The 15,067-nt window shown below is 71.1% G+C and carries 16 protein-coding genes; 10 read left to right on the top strand and 6 right to left on the bottom strand.

Annotated elements, in window-relative coordinates:
- Window positions 1–2,234 (bottom strand): lysylphosphatidylglycerol synthase transmembrane domain-containing protein (locus KME77_RS28770; protein ID WP_219472304.1); only part of this gene is annotated, 2,234 nt, incomplete at its 3' end.
- Between the two features lie 208 nt (window positions 2,235–2,442).
- On the opposite strand from KME77_RS28770, the gene KME77_RS28765 reads away from it, so the two are divergent.
- Together KME77_RS28765 and KME77_RS28760 are read left to right on the top strand one after the other, a co-directional pair.
- The gene (locus KME77_RS28765) at window positions 2,443–3,714 is read left to right on the top strand and encodes a M28 family peptidase (RefSeq protein ID WP_219472302.1); all 1,272 of its coding nucleotides are present in this window, start codon (window positions 2,443–2,445) and stop codon (window positions 3,712–3,714) included.
- On the top strand, window positions 3,699–5,717 hold the full coding sequence (locus KME77_RS28760; protein ID WP_219472298.1) for a molybdopterin-containing oxidoreductase family protein: 2,019 nt from the start codon (window positions 3,699–3,701) through the stop codon (window positions 5,715–5,717). Before KME77_RS28765 ends, KME77_RS28760 begins: the two co-directional genes overlap by 16 nt.
- Here the strand turns inward: KME77_RS28760 and KME77_RS28755 are convergent.
- Window positions 5,683–6,495, bottom strand: a complete 813-nt coding sequence (locus KME77_RS28755; protein WP_219472295.1) for an alpha/beta hydrolase — start codon at window positions 6,493–6,495, stop codon at window positions 5,683–5,685. The genes KME77_RS28760 and KME77_RS28755 overlap by 35 nt on opposite strands.
- A gap of 64 nt (window positions 6,496–6,559) precedes the next feature.
- Between KME77_RS28755 and KME77_RS28750 the strand changes: the two genes are divergently transcribed.
- Entirely contained in the window at window positions 6,560–7,102 is a 543-nt protein-coding gene (locus tag KME77_RS28750) for a PadR family transcriptional regulator (RefSeq protein WP_219472291.1), read from the top strand.
- Here KME77_RS28750 and KME77_RS28745 read toward each other — a convergent pair.
- Window positions 7,081–7,560 carry a GNAT family N-acetyltransferase gene (locus KME77_RS28745; RefSeq protein ID WP_246610915.1) on the bottom strand — a complete coding sequence of 160 codons (480 nt, stop codon included), beginning with the start codon at window positions 7,558–7,560 and terminating at the stop codon, window positions 7,081–7,083. The two genes, KME77_RS28750 and KME77_RS28745, sit on opposite strands and share 22 nt — an antisense overlap.
- A gap of 64 nt (window positions 7,561–7,624) precedes the next feature.
- Here KME77_RS28745 and KME77_RS28740 point away from each other — a divergent pair, with 64 nt between their 5' ends.
- Window positions 7,625–8,077, top strand: a complete 453-nt coding sequence (locus KME77_RS28740) for a hypothetical protein (protein ID WP_219472289.1) — start codon at window positions 7,625–7,627, stop codon at window positions 8,075–8,077.
- Here the strand turns inward: KME77_RS28740 and KME77_RS30435 are convergent.
- Both KME77_RS30435 and KME77_RS28730 read right to left on the bottom strand, forming a co-directional pair.
- The gene (locus tag KME77_RS30435) at window positions 8,043–8,960 is read right to left on the bottom strand and encodes a zinc-binding dehydrogenase (protein ID WP_219472287.1); all 918 of its coding nucleotides are present in this window, start codon (window positions 8,958–8,960) and stop codon (window positions 8,043–8,045) included. The two genes, KME77_RS28740 and KME77_RS30435, sit on opposite strands and share 35 nt — an antisense overlap.
- On the bottom strand, window positions 8,957–9,763 hold the full coding sequence (locus tag KME77_RS28730; RefSeq protein ID WP_246610914.1) for a class I SAM-dependent methyltransferase: 807 nt from the start codon (window positions 9,761–9,763) through the stop codon (window positions 8,957–8,959). Before KME77_RS28730 ends, KME77_RS30435 begins: the two co-directional genes overlap by 4 nt.
- A 103-nt stretch (window positions 9,764–9,866) precedes the next feature.
- Here KME77_RS28730 and KME77_RS28725 point away from each other — a divergent pair, with 103 nt between their 5' ends.
- The 4 genes from KME77_RS28725 to KME77_RS28710 all read left to right on the top strand — a co-directional run bounded on the left by KME77_RS28725 (window position 9,867) and on the right by KME77_RS28710 (window position 13,260).
- Complete coding sequence (locus KME77_RS28725; RefSeq protein WP_219472284.1) at window positions 9,867–11,672, top strand: acyl-CoA dehydrogenase; 1,806 nt, start codon at window positions 9,867–9,869, stop codon at window positions 11,670–11,672.
- Window positions 11,673–11,783: 111 nt separating this feature from the next.
- A complete protein-coding gene (locus tag KME77_RS28720) occupies window positions 11,784–12,725 on the top strand; it encodes an MBL fold metallo-hydrolase (protein WP_219472281.1) in 942 nt (313 codons plus the stop codon).
- Between the two features lie 67 nt (window positions 12,726–12,792).
- Window positions 12,793–13,017: a hypothetical protein gene (locus tag KME77_RS28715; protein WP_219472278.1), complete on the top strand. Its 225-nt coding sequence runs from the start codon at window positions 12,793–12,795 to the stop codon at window positions 13,015–13,017.
- A gap of 84 nt (window positions 13,018–13,101) precedes the next feature.
- Entirely contained in the window at window positions 13,102–13,260 is a 159-nt protein-coding gene (locus KME77_RS28710) for a hypothetical protein (RefSeq protein WP_219472275.1), read from the top strand.
- Here the strand turns inward: KME77_RS28710 and KME77_RS28705 are convergent.
- Window positions 13,250–13,543, bottom strand: coding sequence for a Dabb family protein (locus KME77_RS28705; protein ID WP_219472272.1), 294 nt, complete (start codon window positions 13,541–13,543; stop codon window positions 13,250–13,252). The two genes, KME77_RS28710 and KME77_RS28705, sit on opposite strands and share 11 nt — an antisense overlap.
- A 91-nt stretch (window positions 13,544–13,634) precedes the next feature.
- On the opposite strand from KME77_RS28705, the gene KME77_RS28700 reads away from it, so the two are divergent.
- Both KME77_RS28700 and KME77_RS28695 read left to right on the top strand, forming a co-directional pair.
- Window positions 13,635–14,366, top strand: coding sequence for an NUDIX hydrolase (locus KME77_RS28700; RefSeq protein ID WP_219472270.1), 732 nt, complete (start codon window positions 13,635–13,637; stop codon window positions 14,364–14,366).
- On the top strand, window positions 14,363–15,067 hold a 705-nt coding region (locus KME77_RS28695), incomplete at its 3' end, for a protein kinase family protein (RefSeq protein WP_219472266.1). The genes KME77_RS28700 and KME77_RS28695, both read left to right, overlap by 4 nt.

Raw genomic sequence — 15,067 nt, 5'->3', positions numbered from 1 at the left:
GACGCCTCGACCGCGCCCAGGCCGCCAGGTGTGGGCGCGGCCGAGCCGATCGCGTTGGCCGTGAGGTAGACGACGGCGCAGGCGGTGAAGCTCAGGCTGCCGCCGAACGCCGCCACGCAGGCGTTCAGGCAGACGATGAACATCAGCGTGATCATCAGGGTGCCGATGGAGCCCTCGATCATCTTGCGCGGCGACTGGAGCACGTCGAGCAGCCGGGGCAGCACGTTGGAGAAGAGCCGGTGCATCCGCCCGGTGACGAACCTGCGCAGCGGCGGCACCCCGAGCAGCACCACGACCAGGACCGCGACCGACAGCATGACCACGACGAGGCCGCGGGACGGGGTGAACGAGGTGGCGCTGTTCGAGCCGGTGATGTAGGCGAACAGCAGCAGCAGCGCGATGTGGAAGACCATCATGCTGAGCTGCGAGGCTCCGACGCTGGCCACCGCGAGCGCCGGCGAGATGCCGCGTTTCTGCAGGTAGCGCGTGTTGATCGCGACGCCGCCGACCGCGGCGGGCGCGACGAGCTTGACGAACGAGGACGCGAACTGGACCAGCACCGTGCGCCAGAACGGCAGGTGCTCGGGCACGAACCCGCGCAGCATCAGCGCGGCGGCCACGAAGCTGATGAACGAGGCGATGAGCGCGAGCCCGGACCACGCCCAGTTGGCGGTGGTGACCACCTGGACGAGGTTGACCTGGCTGAGCTGCGAGAGCAGGAAGTAGGCGGCCAGCGTGCTGGCGATGATCGTGACCAGTGTGCGCGGCCGGAACCGCTCCAGCCGGATCTCCTCGACCTTGCCCTGCGGCTTGAGCGCGACGATCTGCTCGCGCAGCGCGGCGAGCAGGCCCTTGTCCTTCGACAGCGCCGATCGGGTCTCGCGGGTGAGCGCGATGCGCTGCAGCAGCGGCATGGCGGCGGCCAGCGCGTCGGGCCCCATGACGGCCGCGGCGGCCCTGACCGAGCGCTCGGGGCCGACCCGCATCGCCAGGTAGGTGACGAGCTGCGCGACGTCGAGCCGCAGCAGCAGGTCGCCCGCGGCGATCTCGCCGCTGCGGGCGTCGCAGAGCACGACGCGGCCGGCGCGGTCGAGGTGGATGCTGTCGCCCATCAGCCGCCGGTGGGCCAGCCGCTGGATCTGCAGCAGCGCCACCTGTTCCCAGATCTGGGCGAGCAGGGAGTCGTCGATGTCGTCGTCGGGCACGTCGTCGAGCGGGCGCGTCTCCAGGTGCTCGTAGACCAGCAAGGCGGCCTCGGTGCCGATCTCGCTGGTGCCGAGCAGGCGGGGCGTGCTGGCGCCGGCCGCTTGGGCGGCGTAGGCCATGAGGGCCTCGCGCTCCAACTCGGCGCGGAGTGACCGGATCGCCCTGCGCCTGGTCTCGGAGTTGAGCCTGATCCGGCGCCACAGCCGGTACGGCAGGCCGGCGACCTGGCGGTCGCGGTCGAGGACGGTGACGTCGAGGCTGCTGCCGTCCTTGAGGCCGATGGCGTAGCGGCGGCTGCCCTGGTGGTCGTCCTCGATGCGCCGGGCCGAGACCGGGGAGAACGAGAGCTTGCGCAGGGCGGCGATGACGGCGTTGCCGGGCGGGCGGGTGTTCGGGCTGCCGACGCCGTACAGGGTGCCGTAGCCGAAGGCCATGCCGACCAGGACCGTCACGAACGCGCCGGGCAGGGTGATCTGCCTGCCGGAGAAGAGCGCGAAGATGTCGAGCGCGATCACGGTCCACATGAGCGCGCGCCAGGTGGGGCGGCGGGAGATGCGCACGGCGGTGGCGTAGGCGATCACCGAGGTGAGCAGGGTGTTGAGCGGCTCGATGGAGCGGCCGCCGGTGAGCAGGATGCGCAGGTCGTCGACGGTGCCGCCGATCAGCCACTGACCGAGCAGGAACGAGCCGACCATGCCGACGATGGCGGCGATCAGGCCCTCGGCGACGCGCAGGCCGTCGCGGTGGAAGACGCGCTCGACGGCGAAGGTCACCGGCACGATGAGCACGGCCGCGCCGCCCAGGAACGTGGCAACGCGGCTGAGCAGGTCAGGGACGAGGGTGGTGCCGTCCTTGACGTCGGCCTCCAGGCCGTTGAGCGTCTGTTTGGCGACCAGGGCGATCAGCACGACCGCGGCGAGCACGAGCAGCGTGGCGAGGAAGCGCAGCAGGTCAGAGGGGCGGCGCAGGCGCTGGGGCAGGAGCGGCTCGACCACGAAGACGTCCGTTTCGGCGCGCGCAGCTACCACGGCTGGATCCCCCTCCGCGAGGTCCTCCGCGTCGTCACGTTCTCTGATACCGGCCACCGTCAGAGATTCTGCACCTTCCCGGCCGACCGTACGATCCAGGGGCACTTCGTGTCCTGATCGCCAACCCTGCCTTTCGCGTCGGGTAAGGACTCGACCAGCATTGACCTGCCCTCACGCGGGCGGTCCAAAGCGCTGGGACGCTCGTCGCATGCTCACTCACACGACGCTGGTCCTCGGGCTTCTCGCCACCCCCGTCCCCGTTGACCCCATTCCCGTGGAGAACGTGCTGACGCATCTGCGGGCATTCCAGGCGACAGCCGACACGCACGGCGGGAGCCGCGTGGCCGGGCGGCCAGGTCACGACGCGTCGGCCAGATACGTCGCGGCCAGGCTGCGCGAGGCAGGCTACACGGTGGAGCTACAACCCTTCACCTTTGATTTCTACCGCGAAGTCGCGCCCGCCGCGCTGTCCGGCCGCCACCGGTTCCGGGGGGTTTCGACGATGCACTTCTCAGGTTCCGGCGATGTGACGGGACGGCCGCGGCGGGCGGGGCTCGGGTGTGCGGAGCAGGACTACAGGCGGTTCGTACGGGGGCGGATCGCGGTGGTGCGGCGGGGTTCGTGCTCGTTCGAGGTGAAGGCGCAGCAGGCGGTGAAGGCCGGGGCCACGGCGCTGATCGTGGTCGATCAGAAGGGGCCGTTCAAGGGCAACGCGAACCGGCCGCAGCCCATCCCGGTGCTCGCGGTGGGCAAGGAGGTGGGGGCGCGGGTGGCCGGGCTGCGGCGGGTCAGGGTGGTGACGCGCACCGAGAGCGAGACGCGCCGGACGTACAACGTGATCGCCCAGACGCCGGGGGCGCGGCCGGACGGCAAGGTCGTCATGGTGGGGGCGCACCTGGACTCGCGGTTCGAGGGGCCCGGCATCAACGACAACGGGACGGGCGCCGCCGCGATCCTGGAGCTGGCGCTGCGCATGGCGGGCGCGCGGCCCGCGACGGCGGTGCGGTTCGCCTGGTGGAGCGCCGAGGAGGAGGGTCTGTACGGGTCGAAGCATTATGTGGCGAAACTCACGCCGCAGGAGCGGCAGAGCATCGAGGTCTATCTCAACGTCGACATGATCGGCTCGCGCAACCACACGTACGGGGTCTACAAGGGGGCGAGCGAGCGCTTCTTCGCCCGGTACTTCTCCCGGCTCCATCTGCCGTACCACACGGCGGACCTGAACGGCGCGTCCGACTACGCCCCCTTCAGCGACGCGGACGTGCAGGTCGGCGGCCTGTTCACCGGCGGCAAGGAGGCCAAGACGAAGGCGGAGGCCATCCTGTACGGCGGGACGGCGGGCAAGCCGAAGGACCCCTGCTACCACAAGGCGTGCGACACGATGGCGAACGTGGACCACGAGGTGCTGGCGGTGAGCACCGGCGCGATCGCCGAGGTTGTGGCCCGTTACGTAAGCTGTGCCCCATGTCGGGTGAATTGAGGGTTTTGGGGGCATGCCCGCTGGACTGCCCGGACACCTGCTCGTGGGTCGTCACCGTCGAGGACGGCGAGGCCGTGAAGCTGCGTGGCAACCCCGACCAGCCCTACACCCGGGGCGCGCTGTGCGTGAAGGTCAACCGCTACCTGGAGCAGACGCGGGCGCCGGACCGCATCCTGCACCCGCTGCGCCGCACCGGGCCGAAGGGCTCGGGCCGGTTCGAGCGCATCACCTGGGAAGAGGCGTTCGACGAGATCGCCACCCGGCTGCGGGCCGTCATCGACGAGCACGGCGGCGAGGCGATCTGGCCGTACCTGGGCACCGGCTCGCTCGGTTACCTCCAGGGCTGCGAGGGCATCGCGGGCCGCCGGTTCTGGAACGTCCTGGGCGCCTCCAAGCACTGGCTGAACATCTGCGCCAGCGCCGGAGGCACCGGGCTCACCCTGACGAACGGCACGCCCGCGGGCATGGACCCCGAGCAGCTCGCGCAGTCCAAGCTGATCCTGCTCTGGGGCACGAACACGCTGACCAGCGGGCACCACCTGTGGAAGTTCATCCAGGACGCCCGCGCGGACGGCGCCCACGTGGTGGCCATCGACCCGATCCGCACCAGGACCGCCGACCAGGCGGACCGGCACCTGGCGATCAGGCCGGGCACCGACGCGGTGCTCGCGCTCGCGCTGCTCAACGTGGTGCTCGCCGAGGGCGCGCAGGACGAGGAGTTCCTGGCCGAGCACACGCGGGGCTGGGAGTCCTTCCGGGAGGAGATCCTCGCCCACCCGGTCGAGCGGGCGGCCGAGATCACCGGCATCGCCGCCGAGGACATCCGCGAGCTGGGGCTGCGTGTCGCGCACACCCGGCCGACCGCGATCCGCGCCACGATGGGCGTCCAGCGGCACGCGGGCGGCGGCACCGCGCTGCGGACGATCGGCGCGATCCCCGGCGTGACCGGCGACTGGCGTCATCCAGGCGGCGGCATCGCCTACTCCACCAGCGGGCACGTCCACCTGGAGATCAACACCCGCGACGACCTGCTGGCCGGTTCGGTGCGCAAGCTGCCCATGACACGGCTGGCCTCCGAACTCGACTCGGTCAAGTGCCTGTGGGTGTACGGGGCCAACCCGGTCGGCTCGTCGCCGGACTCCGGCAGGATCCGGCGGGGGCTGGCCCGCGAGGACCTGTTCACGGTGGTCATGGAGCACTTCCCGACCGACACCGCCGACTACGCCGACATCGTGCTGCCCGCCACCATGCAGACCGAGCACATGGACCTGCACGCCGGCTACGGCCACCTCTACCTGCTGTGGAACGAGCCCGCCGTCGCCCCGCCCGGCGAGTGCCTGTCCACCACCGAGACGTTCCGCCGCCTGGCCGCGCACATGGGGCTGAGCGAGCCCTCCCTGTACGACTCCGACCTGGAGCTGGCCGAGCAGCTGCTGTCCAGCGGCCACCCGTCGCTGGACGGCGTGACGCTGGACCGGCTGCGCAAGGAGGGATGGGTGCGGATGAACTACCCGCAGCCCTTCACGCCCTTCGCCGACGGCTTCCCGACCGCCTCCGGCAAGCTGCGCTTCCCGCCGCGCGGCAAGGCGTACGTGGAGCCGCACTCGCTGCGGGCCGGCGACCACCCGCTCACCCTGATCACGCCCGCCGCGCACACCTTCCTGAACACGACGTTCGGCAACAACCCGGAGCTGAGGCGGCGGGCCAAGGACCCCGTGGTGCTGGTCAACCCGGCCGACGCCGAGGCGCGCGGGCTGACGGACGGGCAGCGCGTACGGGTGCACAACGCGGGCGGCGAGTTCCTGGCCGACGTGGAGGTGAGCGACCGGGTGGCGCGCGGCGTGGTGGCCTCGCCGAAGGGCCGCTGGCCCAAGCACAGCCCGGGCGGGGCGAACGCCAACACGGTCGTGGCCGAGCGCGACGCCGACATGGGCAGGGGGCCGGCCTTCCACGACAACCGGGTGGAGATCAGCCCTTTTCCGGAGCGGCGTGCCGGTTCATGAAGTCGGTGATCCAGTCGAGCACCTGCGGGCCGTGAGGGCTGCCGAACAGCGCCGAGGCGTGCAGGCTCTCGCCCTTGACGACGTGGACCTCGTTGTCGGGGGCCTTGGTGGCGGCGTCGTGGGCCCTGGCGAGGTCGGTGGCGCCGCCGTACGCGTCGTTCTCGCTGCCGATCTGGAGCAGCGGGAACGAGATCCTGGCCGCGTCGCCCTCGTCGATCGCGCCGGACAGCGCGACGACGCCGGCCACGCGTGAGCCTGCCTTCCCGGCGTCCTTCCCGGCGTCCTTCCCCGCGGACTTCGCGGCGACCTTCTCGGCGGCCGGGACCGAGGCGGTCGCGCCCATCGAGCCGCCGACCAGGAACACCCGCTTGACGTCCTTGAGCAGTCGCTCGGCCATCTCGGCGGCCACCTCGTCGGGGTAGTCGCGGCCTGGCCTGGCGTACAGCAGCACGCGGTAGCCGGCCGCGACCAGGTGGTCGGAGAGCGGGCGCCAGGTGCAGACGTTGCCGTTGCGCTCGTAGGTGATCACCACGCCGACCTTGCCCTTTCCGGTGATGACACCGGGCAGGCCGTCGCCGTGGGTGAAGATCTCGCCGTCCTTCTCGGTGAAGCACCCCGAGACGTTGGGGCCGGTGACCACCGGGCTGGGAGTGGCGACGGCCGTCGAAGCGGGGGCGGCGCTAGGCGCCGAACTGGCAGGCGCCGCTTCGGTGGTGACCGTGCCCCCGCAGCCGGTCAGCACCAGAACGGCCCCGATGGTCCCGATGATCGCCCGCATCTCGCACCCTCCTCCACTATGTCTGAACTGACATAGTGATGGGGACAATACCCTTGGGGGTGCCATGACCTCAACGCTGGGATTCGCGATACTCGCCGTGCTGGCCCGTGGCGAGCGCACCGGGTACGACATCGCCGCGAACATGCGGCGTCCCGTCGGCTTCTTCTGGACCGCCGGGCACAGCCAGATCCACACCGAGCTGCAGAAGCTGCTGGCCGGCGGCCTGGTCGGCTACGAGGCCGTGCACGGGCCGGGCCCGCAGGACAAGAAGGTCTACCACCTGACGGCCGACGGCACGGCCCGGCTGCGTGAATGGGTGACCGAGCCGCCGAGGCAGCGGCCGGAGCGCGACGAACTGGTGCTGAAGACGTACGCGGCGTGGCTGGCCGAGGCGGGGCTGGTCCGGCGGATGTTCGCCGAGCAACTGGCGGCGCACGAGGCGCGGCTGGCCGAGTACGAGCGGGAGGAGGCGGCCTTCGGCGGCCCGCCCCCGTTCGGCGACCCGATGTTCGGCAACTACGCGACGCTGCGCTGCGGCCTGAGCTACGAACGCCACCGGGCCGAATGGTGCCGGTGGATGATCGATCAGCTCAGCGACAGCTTGTAGCCCTCGTGCGAGGCGGTGAAGCCGAGCGAGTGGTAGAACCGGTGCGCGTCCGTACGCGTCTTGTCCGAGGTGAGCTGCACCATCGCGCACCCGCGCTCGCGCGCCCTGTCGATCGCCCAGGCGATCATCCGGCGGCCCAGCCCCTGACCGCGCATGGCGGCGCCGACCCTGACGGCCTCGATCTGGCACCGCTCGGCGCCCAGCCGCGACAGCCCCGCCAGGTAGGTGAGCTGCATCGTCCCGACGACCTCGCCCTCGTGCTCGGCCACGATCAGCTCGTCGTACGGGTCGGCGTCGATCCGCTCGAACGCCGCCAGGTAACGCTTGTCCCCGGGATCCCCCTCACGCGCGGCCCCGAGCGGGTCGTCGGCCAGCATCGCCACGATGGCGGGCAGGTCCTCGATACGGGCGGGACGAAAAACGGGGTTGTTGTCCATGGCGTCATCCTGCCCGACCATGTCAGGGACGGATCAGGGTAGGTCCCCGATGCGATCGAGGGGTCTGAAAAGGCACTCTTAGGACATGAACGAAATCAGTCGACGCGACGAGGTCTCGCTGTCGGGCGCCGCACTCCGTGGCGCCCCTTGGAAGGCCGCCGCCATCGGCGGTGGCGCGGTCGCCGCGGTCAGCTACGGGCTGGGCGTCATCCTGCCCGGCTCCGCCGACCTGGTGTGGGCGCTCGGGCTCGGGATCAGCCTGTTCTCGCTGATCGCCGCCATCGGCGCGGTGTCCAAGCCGAACGAGGGCGACCGGGTGACCCGGCAGGCGCGCCTGTGGGCGCTCAAGCACCCGTGGAAGTTCGCCCTGCTCCCGGCGGGCATCACGGCCGTGCTGGACTACCCGGTGCAGCTGGTGCTGGACGGGGAGGGTGTGTTCGGGTCGGCGTTCCAGTCGCTGTGGCACGGCGCGCTGGTCTACCTGATCGCCGGCATCCTGACCGTCACGATGCAGGGACGAGCACGATCTTCCCGGTGACCCGGCGGTTGATCAGGTCGTCCATGGCCTGGCCGGCCTCCTCCAGCGGCCTGGACTCCGGCGGTGCCGGGTCGATCCCCGGCATCGCGAGCAGGTCCAGGAGCATCGCCCGGTTGGCCGCCGCGTGGCTCAGTGACCACGCGCCCCAATCCACCCCCACCACCGCCCGGTTACGCAGCAGCACCTGGTTGGCGGGCAGCCTCGGGATCCCGCCACCGGCGAAGCCGACGACCAGGAGCCGCCCGCCCTCGCGGAGCGAGCGCAGCGCCTCCTCGGACAGTTCGCTCCCCACCGGGTCCACCGCGACGTCCACCCCCCAGCGTCTGGCGGCGCCCTTCAGGCCCTCGTAGCCGATGACCTCGTCGGCCCCGGCCTGGGCCGCGCGCTCGCGCTTGCCCGGCGTCGAGGCGGCCGCCAGGACGGCGGCGCCCAGCGCCCTGGCCACCTGGACGGCGGCCAGGCCCACCCCGCCGCCCGCGCCGAGCACCAGCACCCGCTCCCCGCGCCGCAGCCCGGCGCGCTCCCTGAGCGCGTACATGGCCGTGCAGTAGCTCTGCGCGAACGTGGCCGCCCGAAGCGCGTCCATACCCTCGGGCACAGGTACGGCCTGCGCCTCCGATATCACGACATGGGTGGCGTATCCGCCGAGCCCGGTGATGGCCAGGACCCTCCTGCCGTCGGGCAGCCGCCCGGCCACCTCGTACCCGGGCGTGAACGGCAGCGGCGGCTTGAGCTGGTAGCCGCCCTTGACCATCAGCCCGTCCACGTAGTTGACCCCGGCCGCCTCGACCTCGACGACCACCTGCCCGGGGCCGGCGACGGGGTCGGGCCGCTCGACGACCTCGACCGGCTTGCCGTACTCGGTGCAGACGACGGCCCTCACCGGCGGCTCTCCCACCAGATCGTCACCCAGCGCTCGCGCGGCAGCGGCCACATGCCCAGCTCCAGGGCCGTGGCACCGACCTCGTCCGCGCGGGCGGGGTCCAGGCAGATGCGCTGGCAGGCGCTCTCGGCCAGCTCCTGCAGCGAGTTGAACCGTTCCAGAGGCGCCTCCCGCTCCTCGACCTGGACGGCGTACCCGAGGGCCGCGGCCAGCGCCACGCAGTCCTCGGCGACCGGCCGGACCGGGCGGTCCACCCCGTGGAAGTGGCCCCAGAGCGGCGCCATCCAGCTCATGGGGTGGCGGTGGGCCAGTTCGAGCACCACCCGGCGCCCGGCGTGGGCGTCCAGGGCGCGCAGGAAACCGGCCAGGTCGGGCACGTTGTAGATGACGTGGGCGCAGATCACGACGTCGGCGACGGGGACCTGGTCGGCCACGTCCGGCCACCGGCCCTCGAACGCGGTGAGCGGGACGCCCAGCTTGTCGGCCCGCAGCGTGAGCTCCTCCAGCATCCCCGCCGACGGGTCGACCGCGTACAGGGTCGAGATGCGCTCGTGCAGCGGCAGGGACGAGGCGCCCGTGCCCACGCCGACGTCGAGCAGCGAGCCGTGCTCACCCAGCGCCTCGACCAGGCGGGTCGTGGTGGGCCCGTCGTCGGGCACCTCCAGGGCCTTGTCCGTGCGCGTGGCGAACCGCGCCGGGGAATGGCCCCAGGGGTCGACCGGCGCCCTGGCCATGATCTCCGGAGGGATCGCCCAGGAGTCCAGTCGTTCCCGCCACCGCACGGCGAGTTCTTCGGCGTCCATGCAGATGAGCATGCCACGCATATTCGCAGTTACCCGCGGGTAGCATTGGGAGTAAGGTTACTCGCCAGTAGATAACGACTGCGGTTCAAGGAGATCGACACCCATGGGCCACTACAAGAGCAATGTGCGTGACCTGGAGTTCAACCTGTTCGAGGTCTTCGGCCGCCGTGAGATCCTCGGCTCCGGGCCGTACGCGGACGTCGACGAGGACGTCGCCCGCGGCCTGCTGGCCGAGGTGAACAGACTGGCGACCGGCGTGCTGGCCGACTCCTTCGAGGAGGGCGACCGCAACCCGCCGGTCTTCGACGCCGCCACCCGCTCGGTCACCGTGCCCGATGGCGTCAAGAAGTCGTTCAAGGCGCTGGTCGAGGGCGGATGGGCCCACTTGGACCTGCCGCAGGAGCTGGGCGGTCCCGGCATCCCGCGCAGCCTTGCCTGGGCCACGGCCGAGATGGTGCTGGGAGCCAATCCGGCGCTCTACATGTACGCCGCCGGGCCCAATTTCGCCTACACGCTGTGGCAGGTGGGCACCGAGGAGCAGAAGCGCTTCGCCGAAATGGCCATCGAGCGGGACTGGGGCGCCACCATGGTGCTGACCGAGCCCGACGCGGGCTCCGACGTGGGCGCCGGCCGTGCCAAGGCGGTCAGGCAGCCCGACGGCACCTGGCACATCGAGGGCGTCAAGCGCTTCATCACCAGCGCCGAGCACGACATGGCCGAGAACATCTTCCACCTCGTGCTGGCCCGCCCCGAGGGGCACGGGCCTGGCACCAAGGGCCTGTCGATGTTCCTGGTGCCCAAGTTCCACGTGAACCTGGAGACGGGCGAGCTGGGCGAACGCAACGGCGTCTACGTCACCAACGTCGAGAAGAAGATGGGCCTGAAGGTCTCCACGACCTGCGAGCTGACCTTCGGCGACCGGCACCCGGCGATCGGCTGGCTGGTCGGCGACGTGCACGAGGGCATCAGGCAGATGTTCATGGTGATCGAGCACGCCCGCATGATGGTCGGCACCAAGGCCATCGCCACGCTCTCCACCGGCTACCTGAACGCCCTGGAGTACGCCAAGTCCCGCCTGCAGGGCGCTGACCTGACCAAGATGTCCGACAAGAGCGCCCCGCGGGTCGCCATCACCAACCACCCCGACGTGCGCCGCGAGCTGATGCTGCAGAAGGCGTACGCGGAGGGCATGCGCGCCCTGGTCTGCTACACGGCCACCTTCCAGGACGCCATCCAGATGAACCCGGACGACCGGCACGCCCACGACATGAACGACCTGCTGCTGCCGCTGGTCAAGGGCGTCGGGTCGGAGCGCTCGTACGAGTTGCTGGCCCGCTCCCTGCAGACGCTGGGCGGCTCCGGCTACTTGCAGGACTACCCGATCGAGCAGTACATCCGCGACGCCAAGATCGACTCCCTGTACGAGGGCACCACCGCGATCCAGGGCCTGGACCTGTTCTTCCGCAAGATCCTGCGCAACCAGGGAGCCGCGATCGGCGCGCTGCTGGCCGAGATCAACGCCTTCGCCGCCTCCGAGGCCGGCAACGGCAGGCTCAAGGAGGAGCGCAAGCTGCTGGCCGAGGCCGCGGCCGACGTCCAGGCCATGGGCGACACGATGGCCGGCTGGGCGCTCGGCTCGCTGGAGACGCCGCGCGAGGTGTACAAGGTCGGCCTGAACACCACCAGGCTCCTGCTGGCCCTCGGCGACCTGGTGATCGGCTGGCTGCTGCTGCGCAAGGCCGAGGTCGCACTGACGAAGCTGGCCGACTCCGACGACCCCTTCTACCAGGGCAAGGTGGCCGCGGCCTCGTTCTTCGCCACGACCGTGCTGCCCCGCCTGTCGGCCGAGCGCCGCACGCTCGCCGCCACCGGCCAGGACCTGATGGACCTGCCGGAGGCGGCCTTCTAGACCCGCCTCTGCCACCCGCGGCGGTCACGGGGGAACGCCCGCTCCTTCGGGGGCGGGCGTTCTGCTGAAAAGTGCACAGTCGGAACGGACGTCACGAGATACGTTCCGGACATGAGCGCGTCCGCACACGACCACCCGTTGCCCCCGCCTCGTGTCCAAGAGGTCTCCGAGGGCGTCTACGCCTACATCCAGCCCGACGGGAGCTGGTGGATCAACAACACCGGCTTCCTGGCCGGGCGGCGCGGCGTGATCGCCGTCGACGCCTGCTCGACCGAGCGCCGCACCAAGGCGTTCCGGCAGGCCATCGCCGGAGTGACCGACCGGCCGATCACCACGCTGGTCAACACCCACCACCACGGCGACCACACGTTCGGCAACTACCTCTTCCCCGAGGCGACCATCGTCGCCCACGAGGGCACCCGCGAGCAGATCCTGGCCGACGGCATCCCCGGCTACCTGAGCCTGGCCTGGTCGCCCGACGTGGAGTGGGGCGAGCTGGAGGCGGTGGCGCCGTTCCTGACCTACACCGACGGCGTCACGCTCCACTCGGACGACCTGCGCTGCGAGATCCGGCACGTCGGCCACGCCGCGCACACGACCAACGACTCCTACGTGTGGATCCCGGAGCGGCGGCTGCTGTTCTCCGGCGACCTGGTGTTCAACGGCGGCACCCCGTTCGCGCTGATGGGCTCGGTGACGGGCGCGATCGAGGCGCTGGGGCAGCTCCGCAAGCTGGGCGCGGAGACGGTCGTGCCGGGGCACGGCGACGTGTGCGGGCCCGAGGTGTTCGACCGGGTGCAGGGCTACCTGGAGTTCGTGCTGGCGACGGCCGAGCGCGGCCGGGCCGCCGGGCTGGCGCCGCTGGAGGCGGCCCGGGAGAGCGACCTCGGCGAGTGGGGCGAGCTGCTGGACGCCGAGCGGATCGTCGGCAACCTGCACCGCGCCTACGCGGAACTGGACGGGCTGCCCAGGGGCGGCACAATAGACCTTGTGGCCGCCGTCATGGACATGATCGCCTTCAATGACGGCAAGCCACTCTCCTGCCTGGCCTGAGGGTGTGATCACGCATACTCGGGTATGACCGGGGGCGTACCGGGTCTTTGCCGTTGTGGAGGTCGTCATGGGTGTCGGGGTCAGCATCTTCTTCCTCACGCTCGGCGCCATCCTGAAGTTCGCCATCGAGCCGGACGTGTTCGGCCAGAGCGTCCACATGGACGTCATCGGCGTCATCTTCATGATCGTCGGCGGCGTGGGCGTGGTCCTGAGCATCGTGCTGGCGCCCAGGCGCGGGCGCACCTCGGACGACCGGCTGATGCACCGCGAGAACAACCCGCCGGAGATCTGACCGGAGATCCGCGCGGGAATTCGCGCGGAAGGGTCCGCCGGGGAACGGGTCACGGACGCCGACGGGCGGGCCGGGATCGGGCTGATGTACAGCGGCCCCGGCTCCCAGCACGAGCGGATCGTCATCGACAGGGACAGCGGTGAGCTGCTCGCCATCCAGGCGATGAGGCCGGACGGGCGGCCGGCCCACGCCTTCCTGATCAGGAAGGTCGGCTGGACCGACGAGACGCCGCCTACGCGTTGAACTGAAGCGCCGCCCGGCTCGCCACGATCGGCCGGATGTGTTCCGCGATCACCTTCTGGTGCTGAGGGTGGTCGCGGTACACCAGGTAGTCGTCGACGGTGTCGAAGTCGGCGACCACCGCGAACTCGTAGTTGCCCTCGTTGATGCCCGCGTCGGCCCCCACCGTGTACGAGCTGATCTCCGGGATGGCCCCCGGCAGCTTGCGCAGCTCGGTCACGACCGCGGCCTTCTGCTCGTCGGTGGCTTCCTCGGTCCAGATGAACATCACGACGTGGCGAATCATGTGATCAGCCTACAGACATATTCCTGGACAACCCGGCCGCCTCTCAGTTATTCTCAGGGCGAGATTGACTCACTTTGAGAAGGACGTGCGGATGGAAGAGTTCCTGGCCCACTACGACCCACGGCGCTACGCCCCGGTCGCGGTGACGGTCGACGTGGTGGCGCTGACCATCCGCGACCGGCGGCTGCACGTCCTGATCGTGGAGCGCGGCGTCGAGCCGTACGCGGGCATGTGGGCGCTGCCCGGCGGCTTCATCAGGCCCGACGAGGACCTGGCCGAGGCGGCGGTGCGCGAGCTGGCCGAGGAGACGGGGCTGGCCACCGGTCCCGCGCACATCGAGCAGCTCGGCAGCTACGGCGGCCCCGGGCGCGACCCGCGCATGCGCGTCGTGTCGATCTCCTACCTGGCCTTCGCCCCCGACCTGCCCGATCCACGGGCGGGCACCGACGCGGCCGAGGCGGTCTGGCACCCGGTCGACGACGCGCCCCCGCTGGCCTTCGACCACCCGAGGATCCTGGCCGACGGCGTGGAGCGGGCCCGCTCGAAGCTGGAGTACACCCCGCTGGCCACGGCCTTCGCCGGGGAGACGTTCACGGTCTCCGAGCTGCGGCTGATCTACGAGGGCGTCTGGGGCACGCCGCTGCACGCGGGCAACTTCCACCGCAAGGTGCTGTCGGTGCCCGGGTTCGTGGAGGGCACCGGCCAGACCACCGAGACCGGCGGGCCCAGGGGCGGGCCGCGAGCCAAGCTCTACCGCGCGGGCGACGCCCAGCTGCTGCATCCCGCGCTGCTGCGGCCCTCACGAGAGGAGGAGATCCGGTGAGCACGACGGAGATGAGCACGGCCGAGGCGGTGTCGATCGTCGCAGGGGCACGATCGGCGGCCGACCTCTTCACGGGGCCCTCGCCCGCGCGCACCTACCGCCGGCTGGCCCGGCTGCTGCACCCAGACGTCTCCCCGGGCACCGAGGAGGCGTTCACCCGGCTGGCGCGGCTGTGGGAGATCCACAACCACGGGCAGCAGGTGGGGCCCTACCGCGTCGGGCCGCTCCTGCACCGGGGCGGCACCGCCAACCTCTACCCGGCCGACGACGACGCGCTGCTCAAGCTGCCGCGCGACCCGGCTCACAACCGGCTGCTGGTCCGTGAGGCCGACGCGCTGACGAGGATCGCGGCCGAGGCGGATCCGCGGTTCTTGCCGTACATCCCCCGCCTTGTCTCGAAATTTCGGCATAAAGCGGGGCGGGTGGTGCGGCAGGCGAACGTCATCAGCCGCGCGCCCGCCGGCTTCGTCACCCTCGAAGCGGTCGGGACCGACCGCGACCCCCGCGACGTGGCGTGGATCTGGCGGCGGCTGCTCGTCGCCACCGGCCTCGCGCACCGCGCCGGGGTGACGCACAACGCGGTGCTCCCCCGCCACGTCCTCGTCCACCCCGTCGACCACGGGCTGGTGCTCGTCGACTGGTGCCGGTCGCGACTGGCCGGCTCACCGGCCGCCGAGTCGGCCGGCCCGTCGGCCGGCGTG

The organism is Nonomuraea rhizosphaerae, from assembly GCF_019396405.1.
Lineage (GTDB): Bacteria > Actinomycetota > Actinomycetes > Streptosporangiales > Streptosporangiaceae > Nonomuraea > Nonomuraea rhizosphaerae.
Note: the sequence above shows the minus strand (reverse complement) of the source record. Positions and strands in the feature narration are given on the sequence as shown.

Bases quoted from the DNA above. Each gene is read 5' to 3' on its own strand.
- KME77_RS28760 (WP_219472298.1), top strand. From the start codon at position 3,699: ATGTCGGGTGAATTGAGGGTTTTGGGGGCATGCCCGCTGGACTGCCCG.
- KME77_RS28700 (WP_219472270.1), top strand. From the start codon at position 13,635: ATGGAAGAGTTCCTGGCCCACTACGACCCACGGCGCTACGCCCCGGTC.
- KME77_RS28755 (WP_219472295.1), bottom strand. From the start codon at position 6,495: ATGCGGGCGATCATCGGGACCATCGGGGCCGTTCTGGTGCTGACCGGC.
- KME77_RS28740 (WP_219472289.1), top strand. From the start codon at position 7,625: ATGAACGAAATCAGTCGACGCGACGAGGTCTCGCTGTCGGGCGCCGCA.
- KME77_RS28745 (WP_246610915.1), bottom strand. From the start codon at position 7,560: ATGGTCGGGCAGGATGACGCCATGGACAACAACCCCGTTTTTCGTCCC.
- KME77_RS28710 (WP_219472275.1), top strand. From the start codon at position 13,102: ATGTACAGCGGCCCCGGCTCCCAGCACGAGCGGATCGTCATCGACAGG.
- KME77_RS28705 (WP_219472272.1), bottom strand. From the start codon at position 13,543: ATGATTCGCCACGTCGTGATGTTCATCTGGACCGAGGAAGCCACCGAC.
- KME77_RS28720 (WP_219472281.1), top strand. From the start codon at position 11,784: ATGAGCGCGTCCGCACACGACCACCCGTTGCCCCCGCCTCGTGTCCAA.
- KME77_RS28725 (WP_219472284.1), top strand. From the start codon at position 9,867: ATGGGCCACTACAAGAGCAATGTGCGTGACCTGGAGTTCAACCTGTTC.
- KME77_RS28750 (WP_219472291.1), top strand. From the start codon at position 6,560: ATGACCTCAACGCTGGGATTCGCGATACTCGCCGTGCTGGCCCGTGGC.
- KME77_RS28765 (WP_219472302.1), top strand. From the start codon at position 2,443: ATGCTCACTCACACGACGCTGGTCCTCGGGCTTCTCGCCACCCCCGTC.
- KME77_RS28730 (WP_246610914.1), bottom strand. From the start codon at position 9,763: ATGGACGCCGAAGAACTCGCCGTGCGGTGGCGGGAACGACTGGACTCC.
- KME77_RS28715 (WP_219472278.1), top strand. From the start codon at position 12,793: ATGGGTGTCGGGGTCAGCATCTTCTTCCTCACGCTCGGCGCCATCCTG.